Annotated in this window: 22 protein-coding genes; 13 read left to right on the forward strand and 9 right to left on the reverse strand. The window is 43.0% G+C overall.

Annotation, left to right across the window (positions count from 1 at the left end):
* Window positions 1–148: 148 nt before the first annotated feature.
* From QH73_RS21130 to QH73_RS21155, 6 genes are all read left to right on the forward strand, one after another.
* On the forward strand, window positions 149–502 hold the full coding sequence (locus QH73_RS21130) for a DUF1257 domain-containing protein (protein ID WP_015156354.1): 354 nt from the start codon (window positions 149–151) through the stop codon (window positions 500–502).
* Between the two features lie 820 nt (window positions 503–1,322).
* A complete protein-coding gene (locus QH73_RS21135; protein WP_039713908.1) occupies window positions 1,323–2,216 on the forward strand; it encodes a coiled-coil domain-containing protein in 894 nt (297 codons plus the stop codon).
* Window positions 2,217–2,262: 46 nt separating this feature from the next.
* A complete protein-coding gene (locus QH73_RS21140; RefSeq protein ID WP_015156356.1) occupies window positions 2,263–3,258 on the forward strand; it encodes a CorA family divalent cation transporter in 996 nt (331 codons plus the stop codon).
* Between the two features lie 58 nt (window positions 3,259–3,316).
* Window positions 3,317–4,255 (forward strand): coiled-coil domain-containing protein, encoded by a 939-nt coding sequence (locus QH73_RS21145; protein WP_039713907.1) that lies wholly within the window; start codon window positions 3,317–3,319, stop codon window positions 4,253–4,255.
* A gap of 123 nt (window positions 4,256–4,378) precedes the next feature.
* On the forward strand, window positions 4,379–5,284 hold the full coding sequence (locus QH73_RS21150) for a coiled-coil domain-containing protein (RefSeq protein ID WP_052289822.1): 906 nt from the start codon (window positions 4,379–4,381) through the stop codon (window positions 5,282–5,284).
* Between the two features lie 213 nt (window positions 5,285–5,497).
* On the forward strand, window positions 5,498–6,673 hold the full coding sequence (locus QH73_RS21155; protein ID WP_039713905.1) for a HetZ-related protein 2: 1,176 nt from the start codon (window positions 5,498–5,500) through the stop codon (window positions 6,671–6,673).
* A 360-nt stretch (window positions 6,674–7,033) separates the two neighbouring features.
* Here the strand turns inward: QH73_RS21155 and QH73_RS21160 are convergent, their stop codons facing one another.
* The 3 genes from QH73_RS21160 to QH73_RS21170 all read right to left on the reverse strand — a co-directional run bounded on the left by QH73_RS21160 (window position 7,034) and on the right by QH73_RS21170 (window position 9,046).
* Window positions 7,034–8,314, reverse strand: a complete 1,281-nt coding sequence (locus QH73_RS21160; protein ID WP_039713904.1) for an aspartate aminotransferase family protein — start codon at window positions 8,312–8,314, stop codon at window positions 7,034–7,036.
* A 65-nt stretch (window positions 8,315–8,379) separates the two neighbouring features.
* Window positions 8,380–8,799 carry a hypothetical protein gene (locus QH73_RS21165; protein WP_039713903.1) on the reverse strand — a complete coding sequence of 140 codons (420 nt, stop codon included), beginning with the start codon at window positions 8,797–8,799 and terminating at the stop codon, window positions 8,380–8,382.
* A 73-nt stretch (window positions 8,800–8,872) separates the two neighbouring features.
* Entirely contained in the window at window positions 8,873–9,046 is a 174-nt protein-coding gene (locus QH73_RS21170) for a hypothetical protein (RefSeq protein WP_165587754.1), read from the reverse strand.
* 46 nt (window positions 9,047–9,092) lie between these two features.
* Here QH73_RS21170 and QH73_RS21175 point away from each other — a divergent pair, with 46 nt between their 5' ends.
* Entirely contained in the window at window positions 9,093–9,890 is a 798-nt protein-coding gene (locus QH73_RS21175) for a class I SAM-dependent methyltransferase (protein WP_039713902.1), read from the forward strand.
* Window positions 9,891–10,017: 127 nt separating this feature from the next.
* Here QH73_RS21175 and QH73_RS21180 read toward each other — a convergent pair whose 3' ends face one another.
* On the reverse strand, window positions 10,018–10,353 hold the full coding sequence (locus QH73_RS21180) for an antibiotic biosynthesis monooxygenase family protein (protein WP_015156365.1): 336 nt from the start codon (window positions 10,351–10,353) through the stop codon (window positions 10,018–10,020).
* Window positions 10,354–10,707: 354 nt separating this feature from the next.
* Window positions 10,708–11,304, reverse strand: a complete 597-nt coding sequence (locus QH73_RS21185; RefSeq protein WP_039713901.1) for a hypothetical protein — start codon at window positions 11,302–11,304, stop codon at window positions 10,708–10,710.
* Window positions 11,305–11,864: 560 nt separating this feature from the next.
* Here QH73_RS21185 and QH73_RS21190 point away from each other — a divergent pair.
* Window positions 11,865–13,043, forward strand: a complete 1,179-nt coding sequence (locus tag QH73_RS21190; RefSeq protein WP_052289821.1) for a serine/threonine-protein kinase — start codon at window positions 11,865–11,867, stop codon at window positions 13,041–13,043.
* A 184-nt stretch (window positions 13,044–13,227) separates the two neighbouring features.
* Here the strand turns inward: QH73_RS21190 and QH73_RS21195 are convergent, their stop codons facing one another.
* Complete coding sequence (locus tag QH73_RS21195) at window positions 13,228–13,566, reverse strand: cupin domain-containing protein (RefSeq protein WP_039713900.1); 339 nt, start codon at window positions 13,564–13,566, stop codon at window positions 13,228–13,230.
* A 61-nt stretch (window positions 13,567–13,627) separates the two neighbouring features.
* Window positions 13,628–14,404, reverse strand: a complete 777-nt coding sequence (locus QH73_RS21200) for an SAM-dependent methyltransferase (protein WP_039713899.1) — start codon at window positions 14,402–14,404, stop codon at window positions 13,628–13,630.
* Window positions 14,405–14,884: 480 nt separating this feature from the next.
* Between QH73_RS21200 and QH73_RS21205 the strand changes: the two genes are divergently transcribed.
* Together QH73_RS21205 and QH73_RS21210 are read left to right on the forward strand one after the other, a co-directional pair.
* Window positions 14,885–15,028: a hypothetical protein gene (locus tag QH73_RS21205; RefSeq protein WP_158265984.1), complete on the forward strand. Its 144-nt coding sequence runs from the start codon at window positions 14,885–14,887 to the stop codon at window positions 15,026–15,028.
* 162 nt (window positions 15,029–15,190) lie between these two features.
* On the forward strand, window positions 15,191–15,646 hold the full coding sequence (locus tag QH73_RS21210) for a nitrate reductase associated protein (RefSeq protein WP_039713898.1): 456 nt from the start codon (window positions 15,191–15,193) through the stop codon (window positions 15,644–15,646).
* Window positions 15,647–15,728: 82 nt separating this feature from the next.
* Here the strand turns inward: QH73_RS21210 and QH73_RS21215 are convergent, their stop codons facing one another.
* Together QH73_RS21215 and QH73_RS21220 are read right to left on the reverse strand one after the other, a co-directional pair.
* A complete protein-coding gene (locus QH73_RS21215; protein WP_132867439.1) occupies window positions 15,729–15,953 on the reverse strand; it encodes a hypothetical protein in 225 nt (74 codons plus the stop codon).
* 254 nt (window positions 15,954–16,207) lie between these two features.
* Window positions 16,208–17,320: a CobW family GTP-binding protein gene (locus QH73_RS21220; protein WP_132867441.1), complete on the reverse strand. Its 1,113-nt coding sequence runs from the start codon at window positions 17,318–17,320 to the stop codon at window positions 16,208–16,210.
* Between the two features lie 379 nt (window positions 17,321–17,699).
* Here QH73_RS21220 and QH73_RS21225 point away from each other — a divergent pair, with 379 nt between their 5' ends.
* The 3 genes from QH73_RS21225 to QH73_RS21235 all read left to right on the forward strand — a co-directional run bounded on the left by QH73_RS21225 (window position 17,700) and on the right by QH73_RS21235 (window position 22,474).
* On the forward strand, window positions 17,700–18,449 hold the full coding sequence (locus QH73_RS21225; protein WP_039713895.1) for an SDR family oxidoreductase: 750 nt from the start codon (window positions 17,700–17,702) through the stop codon (window positions 18,447–18,449).
* 231 nt (window positions 18,450–18,680) lie between these two features.
* Window positions 18,681–20,129, forward strand: a complete 1,449-nt coding sequence (locus QH73_RS21230) for a WD40 domain-containing protein (protein WP_052289820.1) — start codon at window positions 18,681–18,683, stop codon at window positions 20,127–20,129.
* A gap of 275 nt (window positions 20,130–20,404) precedes the next feature.
* Window positions 20,405–22,474 (forward strand): protein kinase domain-containing protein, encoded by a 2,070-nt coding sequence (locus QH73_RS21235; RefSeq protein ID WP_052289819.1) that lies wholly within the window; start codon window positions 20,405–20,407, stop codon window positions 22,472–22,474.
* Window positions 22,475–22,583: the final 109 nt, after the last annotated feature.

A 22,583-nucleotide genomic window follows, 5' to 3' on the forward strand; every position in this document is an offset into this window, starting at 1 on the left:
AAGCTTTCTCCTACGTTCACAGGGGGAAAGGCTAGCCGCCCAGCTAGCAGATTACCTAAGCCGCATATCCCATCCCAAGACTGCGGCGACATTAACTTAAGCTAAACCGTTGTCGTTTATCGTTACTATCCTTCAGGAGGAATCCCAAATGTCTCACTTTAGCACTCTGCGTACAAAAATCACCGATGCAGAAATCCTCAAGACTTCTCTGCGCGACTTAGGAATTAATGTTAAGACCGAAGCTGATGTCCGTGGTTACAACGGTCAGCGCGTTCGCTCTGACATCGTAGCAGTTCTAGAAGGCGAATACGATCTGGGTTGGTCTCGCAACAGCGATGGTTCTTTCGATCTAATCGCTGACCTGTGGGGTGTTGCTAAGAAGCACAACCAAACCGAGTTAATCAACTCCATCAACCAAAAGTATGCAGTAAATAAGACTTTGGCAGAAGTCAAGCAGCGCGGTCTGCAAAATGCCAATGTCAAATTGGTCGTGCAAAAATAAGTTCTCTGCGCGTTCCCAAGCTTGCGGGTTAACCAGATTTAGAAGGGGTTAACCCCTTTTTTTTGCCCTTGGTCATTTGTCATTAGTCATTTGTGAAATGCGCTCTTGTTGAAAGCACTCTACGTCAGGGTGGGTATTGCCCACCACAGGCGTGAATTCCACTCCTCAAATGAGACTGTTATTGACTAGTCAATAATTACTAATAAACAATACCAATAGAATTAATATCATTCAGGATATAACGTTTCCCATGCAGGTGAAATACATTCGTAGGGGCGCACAGCCGTGCGCCTCTACGAATTTTTAATTTTTATTTTTGATTGATTCATTGAGCCATAGCTGAGCTATGGCTATGCTGAAATCAAATCTTAAATTATTGTTGCTGGCTGTACTATCTATAATATTTTCGTATTTTAATAGTATTTTGAAGCTTAAATTTCAGTATATCTACTGAGTCTTATAAATGTCAGGAAAATCGTATATATCATAACTGAATACAATCAAATACAACCGATACAACCGAATAAATCAGTAAGGCAATGAACGATCGCATTGAGAGAAAATTTTTAGACTCATGCGACAGTTTTTGTATGGGTATCTAGATTTCACTCAAGGTGCAGCAACTCTCAACGAGTTTTTTGCTTAATTACGGAATCTGCTGTAACAGATGTGGATCGCTATAAAGCGTTATCACAGACACACCTATCAACATTTGCTACTGGCGAACAGCGATCGCGATCGCTGTAAAATCTTAGTGCTGAAAATTACATAAACAAATCGCTCGATCGAAAATTCACGTCAACTCAAGGCTTGAGCAAAAATGGCAGACAACATTAACGACTTATTAGATCAGTGCGAACAAAGATCGCAAGTGCTGACTCAATCGGCAGAACAAGCTAACGAGCAAGTCACTCAAATTTTAGAATTTGCCACCAATTTAGCAGCTAATCTCGCTTCCATCGCTGAGGAAGCATTTACTAAGTTTGATGCTCTCAGTGACGAACTAGAAGCTGCCGAACAAAACTTAGAGAGCGAAATGGAAGCGGCTAAGCAGGGCTTCAGCAATTTACAGCAAAAGGTAGGCGAATTGCAATCTCAAACAGAAGCAAAGATCGAGCAGATTGGCGAACAACTAGAACAGTTAAAGAACCGGAAGGAAGAAATGCTTTCGGAAGTGGAGCAGGAAACCGAAACAACCAAATCGGGTTTTGAGGAGCTATCGAAGCTCGTGGAGGAAGTCGAGCAAGAAGCAGAGAAGCATTTAGAAAAAGCAAAAGAGCAGATCGAGCAGTTTCACGGCAAAGTTGAGGATGCAGAAAGTCGTTTTGGCGATCGCAAATCCTCTGTTTTAGAAGACTTTGCAGCTTTGACAGAAGAACTACAAAATCAGCTCGAATCGCTAACAAATGACTTCTCCGACGTAGCTAACGAGAAAAAAGACAAACTCAATGCAGTTGAGAGTAGCTTGGATTCAACTTCTCAGGACATATTATCAGCATTGACGCAAAAGTTTGTCGAAGAAGTTATGAGTGAACTAACGAGTTCATCTGAAAAAATTACCGAAGCCACATCACATTTGCAAGACGCAGGAGATGAGGTAAACGATGCATTAGACGGCAAAATAGGTGAAATTTTGGACAAGGTTGGTGAAGTCACTGATATTGTCGAAAAAATCGAACCAGTACTAGATATGGTTGATAAAATCTTAGGCTAATCGATAACTTTTATTTTTGCTAAATTCAAAATAAGGATAATACAGCATGGCACAAGTTCTAGATTTTGGGCGTGATGTTGATGAAGCTAGTGAGAAGCTGAACGAATTATTAGGTATTCTCGAAACTGCTTGTACGCAAATGGAAGAAGTGTGTACCGATCTAGAATCTGAAACTGAAACTTTAGATGAATCTGCCGAGAGCGTTAGTACAAATATTGAAACTTTAGCAGAATCTTTGCAGACAGCTTTAGAAGAGTTTAGCAGTAATGAAGAAGAAACGAGAGCCGAACTCGATGCTTTGCAACAAGCAATGACAGACATTGAAGGAAAATTAGATGAAGTTGCTCAATCTGTAGAAGCAGCTCAGGCTAATTTTGAATCAGAGATTAATGAGAGTAAATCAGAGCTAGAATCAAGCTTGGAAGAATTAAAAGAAGCATTTAAGAGTTTAGAAGATACAATTTCTAATACTGAAAACTCTGTAGGCGAAGGTCAAACAGAAGCTCAGGAGAAATTTGACGATTTAACTGAGGCGATCGAAGAACTTCAGGAACAGATTGAAGCATTCCAAAGTGAGTTGGAATCAAAATTTGAAGAAGTAGCAAACGAAATTAGCGATACTCAAAATTCTAATCTTGAAAAAGCTTTTAGCGAATACAGCGATAAACTCACGGGAGAGCAGTTAGACAAAATCACCTCTGGTTTTGAGGAATTAGAAAATAATTTCAGCGAATCTTTTGGAGATTTTAACGAACAAGTTACTGAATTTGCTGACGAACTCAAAGAACGATTGACCGAAATTCTAGAAAATACTAGCGAACATGTAGAAGATAACCTCAAGAACGAGCTACAAGAATCTTTTGAGAATGCGATTCAGGAAGTTGTAGAAGGAATGATTGAAGAAGTAGCGGAAAACATCATGATGATGACAACAGGTTCGTCTGTAACAGGTGCGCTGAGTCCTATCTTACCAGCGTTAGCTGCTGCCAAGGTTGCTACCGGAGCGATTAAAGCAGTTTTGGATTGTGTCGATATATTCTAAATATTTTAACGCTGTTTTCAACTCATCGATCGCGTCTCAACTATTGGAAGTCTAAAATATGAACGAGCAATTAGGACAAACCCTGACATCGTTATCTCAAATGGCGAGTGTATTTCCTGAAAAACTAGATAGTTTAGTACAACTATCATCGGAAGTCCAAGCAGAAGCCGATCGCCTGGTTAGCAATATTGAAGAAAAGCAAGAGCAGATTGCAGAAATTCTCGAACAAATTCAAACTGCACTAACCGAATTAAAAGAGGAAGCTACAGAGCATCAATCTCAACTTGAAAGTGAAATTGTCGAACTTGAAAGTGGAGTTGAATCTTTAACAGAATTTATCTCTGAAGCTCAAGGACAGCTCAGTAGCGAAATTGAAACGACTCAAAGCAAAATTTCAGAACTCAAAGAACATTTGGATGAAAGTAGTTCTACAACTGAAAAGACGGGTGAAGAAACTCAAAACACGCTAACACAAGCTCAAGAAAAAATTCAATCCGGTCAAGACAAATTAACTTCTGCTGTAGAAGCAACCAGTAAAGAAGTAGAAGCTTTCCAAGAAAAGCTTGACGAATTAAAATCTGCTCTTAGCGAACAGATCGAGCAACTTAGTGAAGATATGGAGAAGTCACAAGGAGAAGTTGGCGAAAAAATTCAAGCTATGGCAGATACTTTTATTGATTTACATCAAGACTTTACTTCCAAGTTAAATCAATTAAGTAGCCAAACTGTCAAAGGCGAAACGGACGATCTGTTAAATCAAGCTCAAGAAAAAATTCAAGCAGAACTGAAAGAATTAATTACAGAAGCCGTTAAAAACGTGACGGATTCCGTAGAAGAGATGAGTCAGAAAATTTCGGGTTCTAGTGAAGATGCTTCCATTGCTCGTAAAGCCTTGGAACCATTATTCGACCAGCTTGATGAATTTATCGATCCGCTTAAAGATGGAGTTGAAGCCGTGAAAGATGTAGCCGAAAGCCTTGGAATAGATTTTGGCTGATGAGAAAAAACCTGAGCGAATAGAAATCGCAACTACACAAACAAAGTCCGCCTGCGCGGACTTACATAGAGGTAATTTATCAAAATAGAATTCTTTTCATAAGAACTATAATCGAGGTAAATCGTGGCTGATTTTGAAACAACTGCAACAGAAACAGTAACTAAACTGACAGAATTATTAGGTGAAGCCGAGCAAGCACAGTCAGAATTAACAGGCTTGCGAGAACAAATTGCCCAGGTTTCCGAACAAATGGATAGTCACTGGCAGACATTAAGCGATCGCGCTCAATCTTTATTAGAACGAATTAATAGCGCTAAGGAAGATTTGAGTGAAGAAGCTGAATCGCTCAGTCAAGAAGTCACTCAGCTCAAGGAAAATGTAGAAACTTGGCAGAATGAAACTAATGAAGAAAACGAAGCTACCAAAACAGAAATCAGTTCGCTTGGTGAAGACTTAGACTCGACTAAATCCGAGCTAGAATCGAATTTAGAGGCAGTAGAAGAAGTTTTTAAATCTCTTCAAGAAAAACTAGAGGAAGTTGCCACAGAGTTAGAGGAACAGTTTTCAGAGCAGGAAGACTTTCTCCAAAACGATGTATCCGATCGCCTAGAGAGTCACCAATCTGATTTAGAAGAACGAGCTTCAGAGTTTGAATCGCACATTAAAGATGAATCTGCTCCAGCAATTGCCGAATTAGTCAGCGAATTTGCAACTCAGGTTGAGGATGTAATAGAGCAACTAACTGAGAAAACCAAAGATTTGCAAGAATCGACATCAGATACAACTGAAGATGCAATCTCTAAATATAAAGAAACTCAAGAAGAAGTCTTTGATAAGCTGATGGATACGGCAAAAGATCTAGAAAAAATGATGGATAAACTGAGCGGCTTTGTTGATAAAAGTGGTGATACAGCTGAGACTGCTAAAGATACCATGACTGATGGCGTAGAAGCTACTAATGTAGGTTTAAATGCAGCTCTGGGAATAATTGAAGATACTTATGAGATATTAAAGAAGTTTATTCCTTAGAAAAAATTCAAGTGTAGGGTGGGCAATGTCAACCCTGCCAAGGTAAGATTTTTCTTTGTCTAATAAACGAGCCGTAGAAACGCCGCTTTTGGATAAGCCAAGGATGGTATTTCGCAAAATACGTTTTGTTCGCATGTAAACGACTCCAACCCCTGCATAAATTTTCCAATCGCTCGCTATTTAAGAAGATAGTTCAACACACGGCAGGGTGATATGCAAACTATACAAGTAAACGTGGCGGAGCGCGATCGCCATCTAGCTACAGCGACGGAAATTTCCCAAGAATGGCGTTTGCGTCTCACTCAAGAATGTCCGACGCAAAGCGATACTGCCCGAGAAAGCATAGTCCGTTGGCTGATTGGCGAAGATACAGAACGCTATCAAACGTGCAATTCTCTTCAGTTATCCATAGCACAGCAAGCTATGGAATACCGCTTTCGCATCCTCAAACAGCGATATTTAGGGGTTTCACCTCAGCAGGCATATCACCGCTTGACAATACGTTTGTGCAGTTTAGTACTACTGCGAAATAAAATTCACGCCCTCGTTGCCTTGGGTGGCGATCGCCGTCGGGCAGTCGTTGATGTTTTGCAAGAAATTATCCAAGATTTATTGCAGCGCGATCGCTATTTGCAACAACAAACAGCTTGGATTGCGGCGTGTACTGACGATATGAGACTGCGAACTGCCTTGCTATTAACTACTGTAGAAGAATATTGTTTGCGCCCGATTCACAATCGACCTTTAATCGTGCATCGCTTTGTCAATTTTCTTCGCCGGACGCAGATGGGAGGAGTCACACAAGTTCCAGAACGCAGAATTCTCAAACTACTGTCTGACGAATTCCTTTCTGATGATAGCGATCGCACTTGGAGCACGATCGACGTGCGATCGGTCAGCGTGTATCAAGACAGCCAGACCCAAGCAGAACAGCACGCAGCAAGACATCTCGTGCAATCGGAATTTAGCAACTATTTAACTCACAATTTGGGAGAAACTGCCGCGCAATGGTTAGAACTATACTTGCAAGGTAGGTCTCAAGAAGCGATCGCCCAACAGTTAAATTTGTCAGTCAAAGAAGTCTATCGACTGCGAGAAAAAATTGTCTACCATGCCGTGAAAGTATTTGGATTAAAACATCATCCAGAACTAGTGAGTCATTGGCTGGGAACGAGTTTAGAAGAACACAGTTTCGGTTTGACACCTAAACAATGGCAGGAATTTTGGGAGCAACTAACCCCGAGGCAGCGCCAGGTTGTAGAGTTAAGAAAATCTGGCAAAAATTTAGATGCGATCGCCTACACTCTCAACCGCAAGTTAAATCAAATTACTAGCGAATGGAATAAACTTTGCTTAGTAGCCCAAGTCGTGCGAAGTGGGATGAACTAAAATACCAATTTTTTTAGATAATCAAGTTTTCGAGGCAATAACTTTTTACTTACTCGATTCCTCAACAGTTTCAATCGCTGCTAAACAAAACTGAGAAACAGCCATAATCGCAAACACAGAACCAAAATAGATAGCAGTGAGAAATTCAACCGTGTTATCAAAAGGAATGAAGGCAGTCATGGCGATGGTCACCTTTAAGAGGGAGCAGGGAGTAGGGAGCAGGGAGCCGGGAGTTGATAAAACGTAACTTGTAACTTGCGACTTGATAATTGCTCCATACTCTCTCGAAACAGTACACCACCCTTTCGTGCAGCAGTCAAGCAAAAATTTTGCTTTTTTTCTACTGTCTGGCAACTGCTTCTATACGTTTACAGTAGCGATCGCGCGTTCGACAATTTGTAAGGCTGCGTCCACTTCTGCGGCTGTCACAATCAAGGGTGGCACGAAGCGAAGCACTTTTGGTCCTGCCGGAACGAGTAACAAACCTTCAGCGATCGCCGCTTGAACTACATCAGCTGCCGTAATTTCGCTTTCGGCAGCTAACTCCATCCCATTAATTAAACCCCAACCGCGCACATCAGTGATGAGCGCCGGATATTTGGCTGCCAGCGCCCGCAAGCCCGTTCTGAGCTGTTCGCCCCGTGCCAAGACGTTTTCTAATAAATTCTCTTTGGCGAGCGTTTCGCACACCGTTAAGGCGACAGCACAGGCAAATGGGTTGCCGCCAAATGTACTGGCGTGATCTCCTGGTGCAAATACATCGCAGTGTTGTTTGCACATCATCGTCCCGATCGGGATACCACCACCTAAACCTTTAGCAGAAGTGAAAATATCTGGTTCGATGCCTAAGTGTTCGTAGCCCCACAATTTCCCCGAACGTCCCATCCCCGCTTGCACTTCGTCGAGAATCAGTAAAATTCCGGTTTCGTCGCAAATTCGACGAATGGCTTGGAAGTAAGCCACATCCCCAGGGCGCACGCCGCCTTCCCCTTGTAGGGGTTCAAGTAAAATCGCACTTACAGCCCGATCGCCTTCATCCAGTTCGGAAATTGCCGCTTCAATCGCTTGAATGTCGTTGTAGGGAACGTAGTCAAACCCTGGGACTAATGGAGCAAAGTTTTTTTGATATTTCGGCTGTCCGGTGGCGGTAATCGTCGCTAGCGTCCGTCCGTGGAAGCTGGCGTTGGCGGTGAGAATAACTGGATGCTCGATCTTCTGTACGGTATGGGCGTATTTGCGGGCGAGTTTAATCGCGGCTTCATTGGCTTCCGCACCGGAATTGCAGAAAAAGGCTTTCTCGGCACATGAATGCTGAATCAACCATTGGGCTAGTTGCCCTTGTACGGGGACGTAAAACAGATTGGAGACGTGGTGTAGCGTCTGGATTTGGCGCGTCACTGTTTCCACCATCGCTGGATGGGCATGTCCCAGGGTGCAGGTGGCAATTCCGGCGACAAAATCGAGATACTCTTTGCCTGTGGTATCCCAAACCCGACAACCCGCACCCCGTTCTAAGGCAATCGGGAAACGGGCATATGTGTCCATGACTGCTTCGTTGAAGCGATCGAAGTCGTATGCACCAGTTTGTTGCGGATTGGATTCTACGACTAATGTGGGCTGAGAAACAGTGTCTAAGCTCATGGATGGTTCCTTAATTGTGGTTGGTAGAATTCTAGGGACGTTATATGTCAGCCTCTATAAAATATTCAATTACCTACTTGTAAGATCTCTTCTAAAATTAACTTTTCAGCAGTAGAGTTACCCGCACTCAGCTTTACTTTAGCGCGATCGCAAGCATTTAACTTACCATTTGGCTCGAACTGAAAATCTTGCTCCCGTACAAACCCTTGCGCTTGGAGTTTTTTCAGGGCAAACTGGGTTGCCCACTCTACCAAATCTAGTTCGGGTTCGAGATATTGAGGATGACGCAAAAGCCAACGACAAGCATCGGGATCGGTATCGGCAAGCTGATAAAGTGCCGTAGCCAAGATCTCCTCGACACATTTAGGGCTAGGTAAAGCGGTAAAAAAGTCTTTAAGCGAGCTAATTAGCGTGGGTGTTTGAGTTTTAAACACATCTACGGCTAATTCAACATGTGGCTTACAGGTACTATTAGATATACACATAATGGCTGCCTTCCACTTCACTCACCCATCGGCAGACAAGACAACACAGAGTGGTTGACAGTGCGTTGACAGTTTACCGTTGACCAGCGATCGGCGATCGATCCCCAGTTAAGTTGTCTGACTTTAAATCTGAAGTTAAAAGAAAAATGTGAATAATTTGTGAACCGTAGTAGCGCCATTTTTGGCGATCGTATATAAACTTAAGGCGAGGGGCGAGAGAATTCAGAATTCGGAATTCACTGGTCACTGATAACTGCTCCCTCAGCTCTCCTATCCCTTATCGGTAGCAAAACATGAACGAACAGTCCTATTCCTACGAGGCACTTCAAAACCAAAAAAAGTTTTATGATTCTCGGTTTCAGGCAGGTTATATGCAGGATTTCTCAGGATTATTTGAGTCCTGTAGATTTTATGCAATGAAAGATATATTGAAGCAAATAAAATCGAGTGGTTTCAATCCAGCAACAATTTTAGATTATGGTTGTGGCGAAGGACGATACCTCAATTTGTTAAAAGATTACTTTCCTACATCTGCTCTCCACGGCTGTGATATATCAGACGAAGCATTAACAATTGCTAAAAATATATATTCATCAGCTCAATATACTCCCATGAGTGATGAAACAGTTAATTTACCTGACAATTCTTTCGATCTCATCATCTCCATAGAAGTTCTAGAACATGTAGGTGATGTTGCTCAGTCTATAACAGAGATCGGTCGATTACTCAAACCGCAAGGGATGACAATATTATCCACGCCTTGCGCCAATAAATTTTCTTTTGAATGGTGGCAAAATCGCTTGACGGGAGGCTTGCAGCCATCATTTGATGGTTATGGCAGATTTAAAACCGATGAACCAGGACATCTACGCCGACTTTGCGATCGCCACCTGAAATCTTTATGTTCTGATGTCGGAATAGATATTTATAAAATCTATCATCGCGCCCATTTATTTGAAACCCTTGCCCCTAAAGGTAGACTATTTAAGCGCATACCTCAAGCTTGCGTTGGTTTTGGCATGTTAGATTGGTATCTATTTAAAAACTTCCCCAACGGTTCAACGATGATTGCTTTAGGAAAGAAAAGATAGCGCTCTTGTTGACAGTTATCAGTTATCAGTTATCAGTTATCAGTGGTAATTGGTAATTGGTTGACGGTTGATTCTTTTCCCCCTCAGCTCCCTCAGCTCCCTCAGCTCTCTTGTCCCCCTTCCCCTCTCAGCTCTCTTCCGCTGCCTGGGGTTGAATTTGACAAACCACTTCATAAAGAGTAGTTGTAGGAGCGCGATCGAATAAAGGGGACATCTTTTTTAGTATGCTCCTGTAGTTTTCCTCATGCTCATTAGCTTCCATCTCATCTACACTTTCCCAGAAAATCACAGAAACGCCTCGATCTGTACCTGGTTCTTGCAGGAGATATGCACCTTTAAACCCATGTCTATAAGTTGAAACTGCCTGTTCGTAAATTCTTCTTGCTTCTTCAAACTTGCCCGGTTTGAATTCTCCAACTGTAACTTGAGTATATTGCCGTTTGAGAAAATCTTGAAAATCCATCGTTTATCACCTCAATGATTTATTTGTTATTAGTCATTAGTCATTTGTCATCAGTAAGTGGTTTATGACTTACGACTTACGACTTACGACTTACGACTTATTGTTTGACTTCTTGTGGATTCACATCCATTTTGAATTTTGATAAATGTAGATTTAATCATTAAAAATGATTTTATAGTCTTTTGCTCTCACAATTGACTAAAACTATAGATTTTGTTGCGATGTGGCGATCGCAGCTTGGGGGCTAGAAATGCAGCAAACGTTACGACCTGTGTGAGATGCCCGATTGCCGCACTCTACCCTCTGCTATTGTGCCATAGCGATCGAACCTAAAATCTAAATCAGGCAGTTCTACTAAATTAAACCTTGAGCAACGAATAAAACTGCAAACAGACTAGATACTATGGCAAGAAATCTAAACACTGGGGCAACTTCTTCTATATGGCGATTTGGTTTGAGAAAGAAACTTTGTACGAAGCGCGATCGCTGTACTGAAATAGAGACGGACAAGACAAACAAAAAGGGTAAACTTAAAGTAGGAACTGATAAATTTAGATAGGAATAATTAGCACAAATTAATAAAAAAATATTCCATAACACAAGCGCTGAAACGACAACTTGCCAGTAAATAGGACTACCGTTTCGACGAGGAAATTCCTCAACACGGGCTGCTGGTAAAAAACCAGCTTGTTTAATGTAATCAAAAAAGCTCTGAGTACTTTGAGTCAAAAAAACAATATTGGCAGGATATTCAGCAACGGTGTGTCTAATTCTAACTCCACCCCACGTTTTTTCTAAAGAAACAATTTGCTGCGGGTAAAATTTATAGTTAGCCAGCAAAAAAACATTGAGTTTTAGTTGGTTATAATCTGCTGACAAATTCGCTAAAGGTTGAGGCAGTTTCATCTCTCCAACAGAAACACCTCCAATCAAATTTGCTGAATGCGGCATTTGAAATTTATCCCACTAATTGTTCAATTGACATGCGATTTCATGAATCTAGTTGTATTCTTCCCCTTCAAAACAGTAACTATATCAATACGTAGGTCGAGGTAACACAAAGTTACATAAGCTATTCTTATAAATTGCTTTCATTTTCTCGCTACAGTCGCTCTATGAGATCTCATGGCAAAGTCACAAGCCTCATTCTGCCTAGCAAGGGAGCAATCGGCGCTCAGTTAAGGAAATGTTCAAATTCCTGCAAGAAATTGCAGCAAACAGAGCATAAGGCAGGAATTGCACTTTCAATCGCTCTTATTGCCTGCAACCCTGCTCTATAATCTATGAAGATAGTGTAAAACTTGAATGAGTCTCGTTACAGTCCGCCAACCAAGCTAAATGAAACCGTGCAGCATATACAGACAACTATAACTGGATAACAGATTATTAGAAATAGATCGAGTTAACTTTACAAATTGTACGAATGCGATCGATTGAGCAACCAATAGTGGGCTGCCGTCCATAAAAATTTGGATCGAGAAATTTGGGTCAAAAACTTTCGGTCAACTACAATGTTAGGCAAGTTACTAGAGGGACGTTATCAAGTCATGCAAGTTCTGAGTGCAGGGGGTTTTTGTCAGACCTACCTCGCTCAAGACACCCATATTTCTAATCGCCCTACATGCGTAGTCAAGCATCTCAAACCTGCCAATAGTTCTCCCAATGCCCTACAAACGTTGAGATGGTTGTTTACAGGCGAAGCCCAAGCTTTAGAAAAACTAGGATGTCACAATCAAATTCCTCGGCTGCTAGACCACTTTGAGGAAAACCAAGAATTTTATCTCATTCAAGAATTTGTACAAGGGCATACCTTAAGTGCAGAACTACAACCAGGTAAGCCTTGGAGTGAAAGCCAAGTGTTTTACATGTTGCAAGAAGTACTGCAAATCTTGGAGTTTATTCACTCGCACGGCTTAATTCATCGCGATATCAAGCCGAATAACTTGCTCAGGCGCAAGCACGATCGCCGTCTGGTGCTAATTGATTTTGGCTCGGTTAAACAAGCATGGACGCAGGTTGTGACGCTGCAAGGGCAGAAGATCAATACGTTTTCCATTGGCTTACCAGCAACAATTACAATCGGCACTCCTGGCTACATGCCTACGGAACAAGAACGAGGCAAGCCGCGCCCTAACAGTGATATCTATGCTTTGGGGATAGTGGCAATTCAAGCTTTAACAGGCATTCATCCGACTCAGCTAGATACCGATCCAGATACCTGTGAAATTCTTTGGCGACACTATCGTAAAATCAGCCCCGAACTAGCGCAAACTATAGATAACATGGTGCGCTACGGCTTTAAAGATCGCTACCAATCTGCAACCGAAGTCTTAGCAGCCCTAGAACCTTTGGCAAATCGGTATCAACCCGTGCTGCATTATGGTTTTCACGAATTACAAGGGACTCAGGTTCAGATACCCACAGTAGCGCAAGATTCGCACTCTTTACTGGGTGAAGAAGAAACTGTTTCTTATAGCTGGGGCGATCGCCCACAATTACAAATACCAGCTAAAACTGGCAAAGCTACAGCTGCAATTTTAGCCAAAAGATCGACTTCCTTACTCGATTTAGGAATTGGCGCGATCGCTTTAGCGACTTTACTCGTAGGTATCTATTTCGCCTCCCACTCCCCCACACCAGCCTTCAAACCAGAAAAGTATCCTGTATCAATTCCCTTGAAAAGTAGCTAGTACAAGAAGTCAAAAGTCAAAAGTCAAAAGTCAAAAGTCAAAAGTCAAAACCTAAAATTTAAAAATTCGTAGGGGCGGGTTTAGCGAGAATCCCTCATCATGAACGAAGATCGTTTGCCAAAACCCGCCCGTACACAAGTTAAAAAGCTGTGACTTAGTGGTGATTTGTTTTTGCCATGCTGCGCTACTCATCTTTCTCTGACAAGGTTAGTAAAAAAGCTAAGTTTTCCTCGGCTTTTAAAGCGTGGGGAGCATTTGCAGGCATGAAGACGAATACTCCTGGTTCTAGAACGATGTCTTGTCCTTCTAGGATGAGAATTCCCTTCCCCTCCAACACGTTGACGGTAGCGTTGCGTGTAGATGTATGTTCGGAGATTTCAGTTCCAGCCGCGAGACAAAACAGAGTGCATTGACAGCAACTATCTTTAATCAATACTTTACTCAATACCCCAGCTTGGGGATATTCAATATTTGTCCGTAGCTGCGTGGATGAAGATCGTAAAGGTAATAGGGTGGTACTCATGGATTCCTCGGTTAAAAGTTAAAAGTCAAAATGCTCAAAGCTATTGTTGACAAGTATGAGCTTAAGAGCGAACGGCAGACAAAATGATGTAACCTAAGTCCTGCCGATACGTTTGGAAAACTTGGCGCATTGTTAAAACTCGCTGCCGAATTTGCGATCGCGTCAGTATATTCCACAAAATGCGGATTGTATTGAAAATACCTTCGTCTGCAAGCATTTGCTGCGGTTTGAGCAATCCCATTTCTCCGGTTTGATGTTGCTGTACTGTTAATCCAGCCGCTTCACAAGCTGCAATCCAATTAGATTCGGATAAGGGCGTAGAATTGACTCGGATCGCTTGTGCTAAAGCGCGGTGAATCTCTGCTTCTCGATTTTGTGCTAAAAGTTCGTGAGACAAAAACTTCCCACCAGGCTTGAGGCGATCGCGAATTCCTGCCAGAATTTTCGCTTTTCCTGGCGGAGATTGCATAGTCAGGATCGCTTCTGCCAATACATAATCAAACTTTTCTGTCAAGCGATCGAGATGAAAGATATCGCCTTCAATAATTTCAACTCGATCGCTCAAACCTGCTGCAACAACATTAGCACGGGCGCGAACCACAGAATCGGGATTTTTCTCAATTCCCACAACCCGCACGCCATAGCGCCGAGCAATTGCGATCGCGCTTAAACCAAAACTCGCTGCTAATTCTAAAACCGTTTCCCCAGGTTGAAAATTCGCCCATTGAAATAGTTGCTCTGTCGCCAAACGTCCGCCGGGACGGAGATATTTTTTGCCTGCTGCTGCTAAAACTTCATGTCCGGGGGCAGTTTCGTAGTTAAGGGTAGCGTGGGTCATACATTTGACCTCTAAGTTAATTCTTGGCTACCTTTACTGTGACAAAATAGCTTTGAGTTATTTATGAGCTAGCTCAGTTGTCAGTTATCAGTTATCAGTCAAGTGTGGTGAGTGGTGCGTGAATCGCTTCTGATTTGGAGACTTCTGACTTCTGACTGGTTTCTTCATCAGGTCAGATGAAACAATTAATTTTTGTAAAAGCGATCGCCATTATCTCCTTACTCGCATGGACGGAGATCGTTATCTGCGGTCGCTTTATTGCTTATACTTGAGCTTTTCAGGCAATTTAGTCAAACTGTCAATTCTTTTTGCTCAAGTTAAGTACAAATTCATGCTTGAGTAAAAGTAGCACTTTCCTGTATATTCTAAAAGCTAATCAGTTTGATGCATTTTCCACATCATAACTGTTTATTATTTATGACTAATTTTGTATAGATATTACTAACCACAAAATTTCTCAACCTGTTACTCAGAGGCACAATGGATAAAAAAGCACAACATCAAAAAACTCAACCCGTGACAAATAACGCGATCGCCGATAGCAAAGATTTTAATTTCGATCTTTGGGCGAATGCAGTCAGAAAACAAATGCTTTCTGTACTACAAGAAAAGACACAACATTAACAGTTATCAGTGACCAGTGAGCAACGCGGTAGTGGCTAGCAACCTAATCCCGAATTTCGCATTCGCGATTGCAAGTTGTCGGAGATGGGTTGCTGATGTTTTACGCTGGAAGTATGGACGATGCTTTATACTTAATGCCCTTCTCACATCGCGAATCATGATATGACACGATTTTTTCAATTTGAAGCTGATTTTGTAGACTCCCTACGCTGTATTCCCATGCAGGTACGTTACAAGTTAGATACTTGTGGAATTAAACTGAAATTACCTGAATGGAACCAATTCAGTCAAGAAGATCGGCAAGCACTGATCGATCGCCCCTGTACTACGCCAGCAGAAATTCAAGCATATCGTCAGTGGTTACAAGACTTAGTTTTTCAATATACTGGTAAGCCAGCCAGCGAACTACCAGTAGAAGACAACCCCGATTGGATGAATGCAGCAACTGTTCCTGCTAGCATTGGGGAGAAAGCTGGCGAATTTGGCGTGACGCTCAGCTCAGAGCAATGGGCAAATTTACCACCCATCGAAAGATTTGTGTTAATCAAACTCAGCCGTTCGAGCCACGAAAACCGAAATTTTCTACCCGCACTCAAAGAATTTCACCTAATCAATTAGAGTACCCTCTCTACTCAGTCGATCGCTTTCTACAGACATTACACGTAACTTCTCTATAGCGATCGCTGATAACTGATAACTGTTAACTGTTAACTGTCTCTACCAGTTGACACGCCTGTACTCTTTCCCGCGAGACAATCTGCAATTCGTGGGGATAGCGGGGACGCGGATCTTTCTCTAACCAAATGGGGGGAACCATAGTTAGATCGTAAGCCGCGATCGTATCAATTACGCCGGGGCGAGACTTCAGCTCGACTGCGAGTCCTGGCAAATATTCAAAAGCTTCTTCCCAATCGATTTGTGGCACGGTTATAAGTAAAACTGTATTTATTGATACGATTTTACAATGACTTGGCGGATAAATAAATATATCTGTAGCTAGAAATACATTTTTTTACATTTGTGGAGATGCGATCGCAATATTTCCTAACATCAATAGCTGTTTTCAGTTATGTGGGATACAAACTGTGTAGGGGCGCACAGCTGTACGCCCCTACGGATGTAATGCAAAGGATTTCCCGCAAAAGCGCTAAATCAGCTCTGCATCTTGGCGCTATATTTTCATCCTTTGCCAAACCCCTGACCACGACTGGTAGAAGGCAGACAAATGCAGTTTTGTAGTTGTTGAAGCAAAGCCTCTCGATCTAGATTTTGTCCGATCAGTACCAGTTGATTCTTTTTGGGTTTGCCGTTCCATTCCTCATCTTCTAGGGTAAAGCGCTTACCGCAGAGGTGAAAAATATGGCGTTTTGGACTTTCCTCAAACCACATAATCCCCTTAGCGCGGAAGATATTTTCAGGAAGTTGGTTGTCTAGAAAATACTGAAACTTTCTAATTGCCAGTGGCTTATCGCTTTGGAAAGATATTGAGGTAAAACCATCGTTCTCTAAGTGATCGGAGTGATGATGGTGATGGTCGTGATGGTCGTGATGGTCGTGATGGTCGTGATGGTCGCAGTCTGAATGGTCGTGATGGTCGTGATGGTCGTGATGGTCGTGACCGGCGGGAGTATCGAAATACTTATCAGACTCGAACAGACCGACGCTAAGAATCAATGGGAGAGGAACTTGCGATCGCGTTGTCCGCAAAATTCTCGCTCCGTCTTTAATATCCCGAATCTTGACTTCTAGAAGATCGAGGTCTGCTTCCTCGACTAAATCTGCCTTGTTAAGAATGATGACATCCCCATAGGCAATTTGACTGTAGGCAGCTTGAGAGTTAAACAGATCTAAACTGTAATTTGCCGCATCTACGACCGTGATGATTGAATCTAGGCGTGTCATGTCGCGTAACTCCGTGCCTAGAAAAGTCAGCGCCACAGGGAGAGGATCGGCGACTCCTGTTGTTTCCACGACAAGATAATCAACCTTCTCTGGACGTTCCAATACTTTGTAAACGGCTTCTACCAAATCGTTATTAATCGTGCAGCAGATACAACCGTTACTCAGCTCCACCATGTCATCGCCAGTTGTGACGATCAACTCGTTATCAATCCCAATTTCGCCGAATTCATTCACTAAAACGGCTGTTTTGAGACCTTGCTGGTTAGTCAGGATGTGATTGAGCAGAGTTGTTTTACCGCTACCGAGAAAGCCTGTAATGATGGTGACTGGTAGCCCCTGTTTCGGTGCATCCATTGCGGGAGATTGGTCAGAACCTACTGCTGATTGCATAGCGCTGCTGATTTAAATCTTGAAAGTCTTATCTTACAATCTGCTAGGGCAAGAAGTATGACTTACACTCTTGCCCCATCTTTATTCATTATGTCGCGTTCGATGAATTCAGGAGGCGCTTAGCAAAATTCACGATCGATAATATAGCAACATAATTACGAGCATCTTGTCCTGCTTGCTTTTGCAGATAACGATTTTGCGCCAAGACTGGCAAGAGCAGACGCGATAAGATTTCTATCCGATGACAAATACAATGATTTCCCTAGTCTTTTTTCTGGGTTTTCTGCTTTTACTTCCTGTGAGACAATCGTGCGAGTATTTAGTGCAACTTGACCATTAGTACTGCATATAAATCCATCACTAATAGGAGTAGCCGATCGTGGTAAACAGCGAATCTAACGGTAAGGTAGCTTTGATTACTGGTGCAAATAAAGGACTAGGACTAGAGATGAGTCGCCAGCTCGGACAACGCGGCTTGACAGTTTTAGTCGCAGCCCGTAGCTTACAAGCAGCCGAAGCAGCAGCTACTACACTACAAAAAGAAGGATTGAAGGCTGAGGCGATCGCCCTGGATGTGAATAACAGCAACGAAATTCAGTCCGCCGTACAGGAGATTGGCGATCGCTTTGGTAAGCTTGACGTTTTAATTAATAATGCCGGTGTCATGTTAGATGGCGAATGGTCGATCAGTAATGCTAGTTCTGTGCCGATCGATACCATCCGTAAAACTTTTGAGACAAACTTTTTTGCCCTAGTCGAACTGACTCAGAAACTACTGCCTTTGATTTTAAATAGCCCTAGCGGTCGAATTGTCAACATGGCTAGCATTGAGGGATCGCTGACACTTCATGCCGATCCGAACTCACCAATCTATGATGCTAAACCATTTGCTTATGATGCTTCTAAAGCAGCCGTCAATTCATTTACAGTGCATTTAGCCCACGAGTTACGGCACACTTCGGTAAAAGTCAATAGCGCTCATCCAGGTTGGGTAAAAACAGAATTGGGTGGTGAAGGCGCAATGATGGATATTACAGAGGGAGCAAAAACAGGCGTAGAATTGGCAACATTACCCGATGATGGTTCGAGCGGTGGCTTTTTTCATCTGGGGCAACCCTTACCTTGGTAGCGATATCAGTTATCAGTTATCAGTTGTCAGTTATCAGTGACTAGTGGCTGGTGGCTAGTAGCGATCGCTTGCGACTTGCGACTTGATGACTTCTCCATAACCAATCCTCACGTAAAATTACGCTATCAATTTAGTATATTGTTCTACTAAGCGATCGCTCAGTCTGGGCAATTTTCTCTAGAATCTCAAACTGCTCTTCGATAACTGACAACTGACAACTGATAACTGACAATGCAATCTTCTGCTACACTGACGCTTTGCGAATCTTCCGAGCCAGCGGGGGCGCGAGAACAACCACGTTATTTTCTCTCTCCCAGCGAAGAAATTGTCATCGGGCGATCGCCTGATTGTCAAATTGCCCTCGATCCTAAGCGTTACACGACGGTTTCGCGCTATCACGCCAAGTTGCGTTGGCAAAAAAGTTCCGAGCCTGGTTGGGAAGTTTGCAACCTCAGTTCGACCAATGGCACGTATATTAACGGGAAGCAGATTGGCGCAGAATGGCGGAGCTTACAATCGGGCGATCGCATTACCCTAAGTTGGCAAGGTCCAGAGTTTCTATTTGAATATCAGGAGTTGCCTGCTACTGTACTGGTTAAAGCTCCTACGAGCGCCCAAAAGCCGCCAACGGCAGCTCACGCAAGTGTAGTTGTCCCTGTAGCAGAATCAGCAGTTGAGCCTGAACCAATCGTTGTTACACCAGAACCACCGCAATCTGAAGTAGTACAGCCGCCTGCTCCTGAAATCGAGCCAGTAAAGCCACCAATACCACAGCCTGAAGCGCTAGAACAACCTGCGGCGATCGCGCAATCAGAAGTAGCACCGGCGATCGCTCCAACCCCCGAACCAAGATCTGCTGTCATTTCTGCTGCAAGTCCTGCTATTCCAGCACTACCCGATACTGGTAAAAGCTTATGGAAGCTTGGTTTAAATCCAACAATTTTGACCTTAACCGGACATTCAGATTTGGTACGTACAGTTGCGTTTAGTCCTGACGGTCAAATTCTTGCTAGCGGTAGCGCTGATAAAACAATTAAATTGTGGCAACTCAATACTGGGCAAGTTATCAATACCTTTAACGGACATAAATCGGCGATTAATGCCGTTGCGTTTAGTCCTGACGGTCAGATGCTAGCAAGTGGTAGCGCCGATAAGACACTCAAACTCTGGAACCTCAGCACGGCTGAAGAAATCTCTACTTTTGTCGGTCATGGTTCGGCTGTAAATAGCGTTGCGTTTAGCTCTGATTGTCAGATGCTAGTGAGTGGCAGCGCGGATAAAACCGTGAGACTATGGGATCTCGGCACGGGTGCAGAAATCCACAAACTGGAAGGATACAAATTAGGGGTGAATGCGGTTGCTATTAGCCCTGACGGTCAAATTATCGCTAGTGGCGGTGCAGATAAGATTGTTAAACTGTGGCATATCGATACAGGTGAAGAATCTGCTTTGCCAGCTTTGCGGGCTGCGGTCAACGCGATCGCCTTTAGTCCTGATGGTAAACTACTGGCGATCGCGACTGAAGATAAATTACTCAAACTGTGGGATCTGAGTGCAGCAGAGGAAGTGTACGCTATCTGCGGCTATGCATGGCAAGTTGGGGCGATCGCGATTAGTCCGAACGGGCAATTCCTCGCTAGTGGCGATCGCGACAAGGCGATCGCGCTGTGGCAGTTATAGCAATTCTCGATTGCGGGCGCGATCTTTGTAGGGCGCACAGCTGCGCGCCCTACTTTTGGTGATTATACGGCGTAATTAGAAAGGTAAATATTTTTAGCAAAGCTTATGATTTCATCATACATAAATCTGTCATAGTTAGGTTTTAGAATTACTTGCCTGATTGCGGATTATCTTACTAACCAAATTTTTAACAAAAAGTAAATAAAAAACAGATAATATCCGAAATCATCTACTTTTCAATTGAATGCATCTTTAACTCGCAAAATATCAAATCAATGCTAGGTCAATTATTAGATGGGCGTTATCGAGTCCTGAAAGTCTTGGGTGCAGGTGGATTTAGCCAAACTTACATCGCTGAAGATACCCGTCGTCCTGGTAATCCTTGCTGTGTAGTCAAACATTTGAAGCCAGCAAATAGTAATACCAACTTTTTAGTAGCAGCTAGACGATTATTTGATAAAGAAGCCAAAATTTTAGAAAAGCTAGGAATTCACGACCAAATTCCCAGATTGCTAGCCTATTTCGAGCAAGACGAAGAATTTTATTTGGTGCAAGAGTTAATCGAAGGACATTTGCTGAGTGCAGAATTGTTCGGTGGTCGTCGTTGGCAAGAAGATCGAACGATCCATATGCTCTTAGACGTATTAGGGATTCTTAACTTCGTGCATCAGCAGGGAGCAATCCATCGCGATGTCAAACCAAATAACATAATTCGCCGCCAACAAGATAACAAATTAGTCCTTGTAGATTTTGGTATTGTTAAAGAGATTAACGTCCAACTGCTGACAGCTCAAAGCCAAGTTAGCGCCTCGATCGCCGTGGGTACTGTCGGATATATGCCACCGGAACAAGCACGAGGTAGACCGCAATTCAATAGCGATATCTACGCGCTGGGAGTCATTGCGATTCAGGCACTCACCGGACTCACGACGCAAGATTTAAGAGAAAATTTTCAGGGAGAAATTGACTGGCAAGGTCAGGCACAAGTTAGCGATCGCCTCGCAGCAATTATCAATAAAATGGTACGCTACGACTTTAGAGAGCGCTATCAGTCGGCAGCTGAAGTTATAGAGACATTGCGATCGCCATCATCAATCAACGCTGGTTATGCCACGACAGAGTTAGACCAACGCCCCAAATACTCGCAGACGCAACAAGCAAGTCAATACGCCGTCTTACCAGCGACAGCTCCGAGCAGTCAGTTTTCGGCTCCGTCAATTCCTCAGACTCCAGTTAACTTCACTCAGCCAGCAACGAACCAAAACATCACGACAAATCCACCCAGCACTCAACCTAGCAAGCGATCGGGTGGTTTAGCCAAGTTTGCGGCTAAACTCAAATCTCCTTTGGGAATGACTATGGGTGCTGCTGCTGTCGTTAGTGTCGCGGCTGCTTTCGGACTGGTCGTGATGAATAAAGAAAGCATCAAATCTGGCTTGGCACAAGTTGAAGTGTTCAAAAAAGCAAAACAATACGAAGAATGCATCAAGCACGGCGCAACTATTAACATTCCTAGCAGCAATACCATAGAAGATAAACAAGCACAAACAAATTTAACGAAATCGGTTAATGAGTGTCGTATCGCTCAAGCTAAAGCTTTAGCAGAGGAATTCAAAATTGCTGAGGCACTAGCGATCGTGTCTACAGTGCCAGCCGAGCAACCTTTGTTTGAAGAAGCTCAACTACTCACCAGTCAATGGTCTAAGAGAATTTTTCAAGAAGCGAAAGACGCTTATGAAAGAGATGGTGATTTTGAAAAAGCTGTTTTATTAACCAGAGCAATTCCGGCAAAAAGCTCTATTTTTAAAGACGTAAGACAAACAGTCGCCACTTGGGAAAGAGAATCAAAAACGAATCAAGACTACTTAAAACTAGCAGAACAAGCACTAAGCCAAAGTCGATGGCAGGATGCAGTTAACACAGCTAAAAAAATTCCATCCAGCACGCTATTTTGGAATACAAAACGTAACGAAATTGTCGAGCAAGCTAATTCTCGACTGGCGCAAAAACCAAATCCAACCAGTCCATCTCCCGCTGCTGCTAAACCAGCTCAAGTCCTGCCTCAACAGCCACAGCCAGTTATCAAAGCTGTAAATCCTCCCATACAGCAGAAGATTCCAGTATCTAGTAAAGCTGCTAAATCAACTCCTGAAGCATCAGTACCAGAGTTAAAACAAACTTCTACATTTGTCGAGCCACCTGCTTCAGATCCATGTCCCAACGGCGATCCAGCATTTGGATGCGTGGATGACAATAATAGCGCCACCGAGGAAGCACCTAATAGTGCGATCGAACAGGAACCAAACGGTAACAGCACAAGTGAGGATAATAGTCCAGGTTGGTAGCGTGTTTATTTAAGAGGGTGTTTGAAAAGTGGGTTGGGTAGTAAAAAAGCTCACTCGGTGTAAGCTGCGAATAACTAGTACACAGCACCGAGAGAGCGACATGAGTAAA

It is taken from the genome of Scytonema millei VB511283, assembly GCF_000817735.3.
GTDB classification, from domain to species: domain Bacteria; phylum Cyanobacteriota; class Cyanobacteriia; order Cyanobacteriales; family Chroococcidiopsidaceae; genus Chroococcidiopsis; species Chroococcidiopsis millei_B.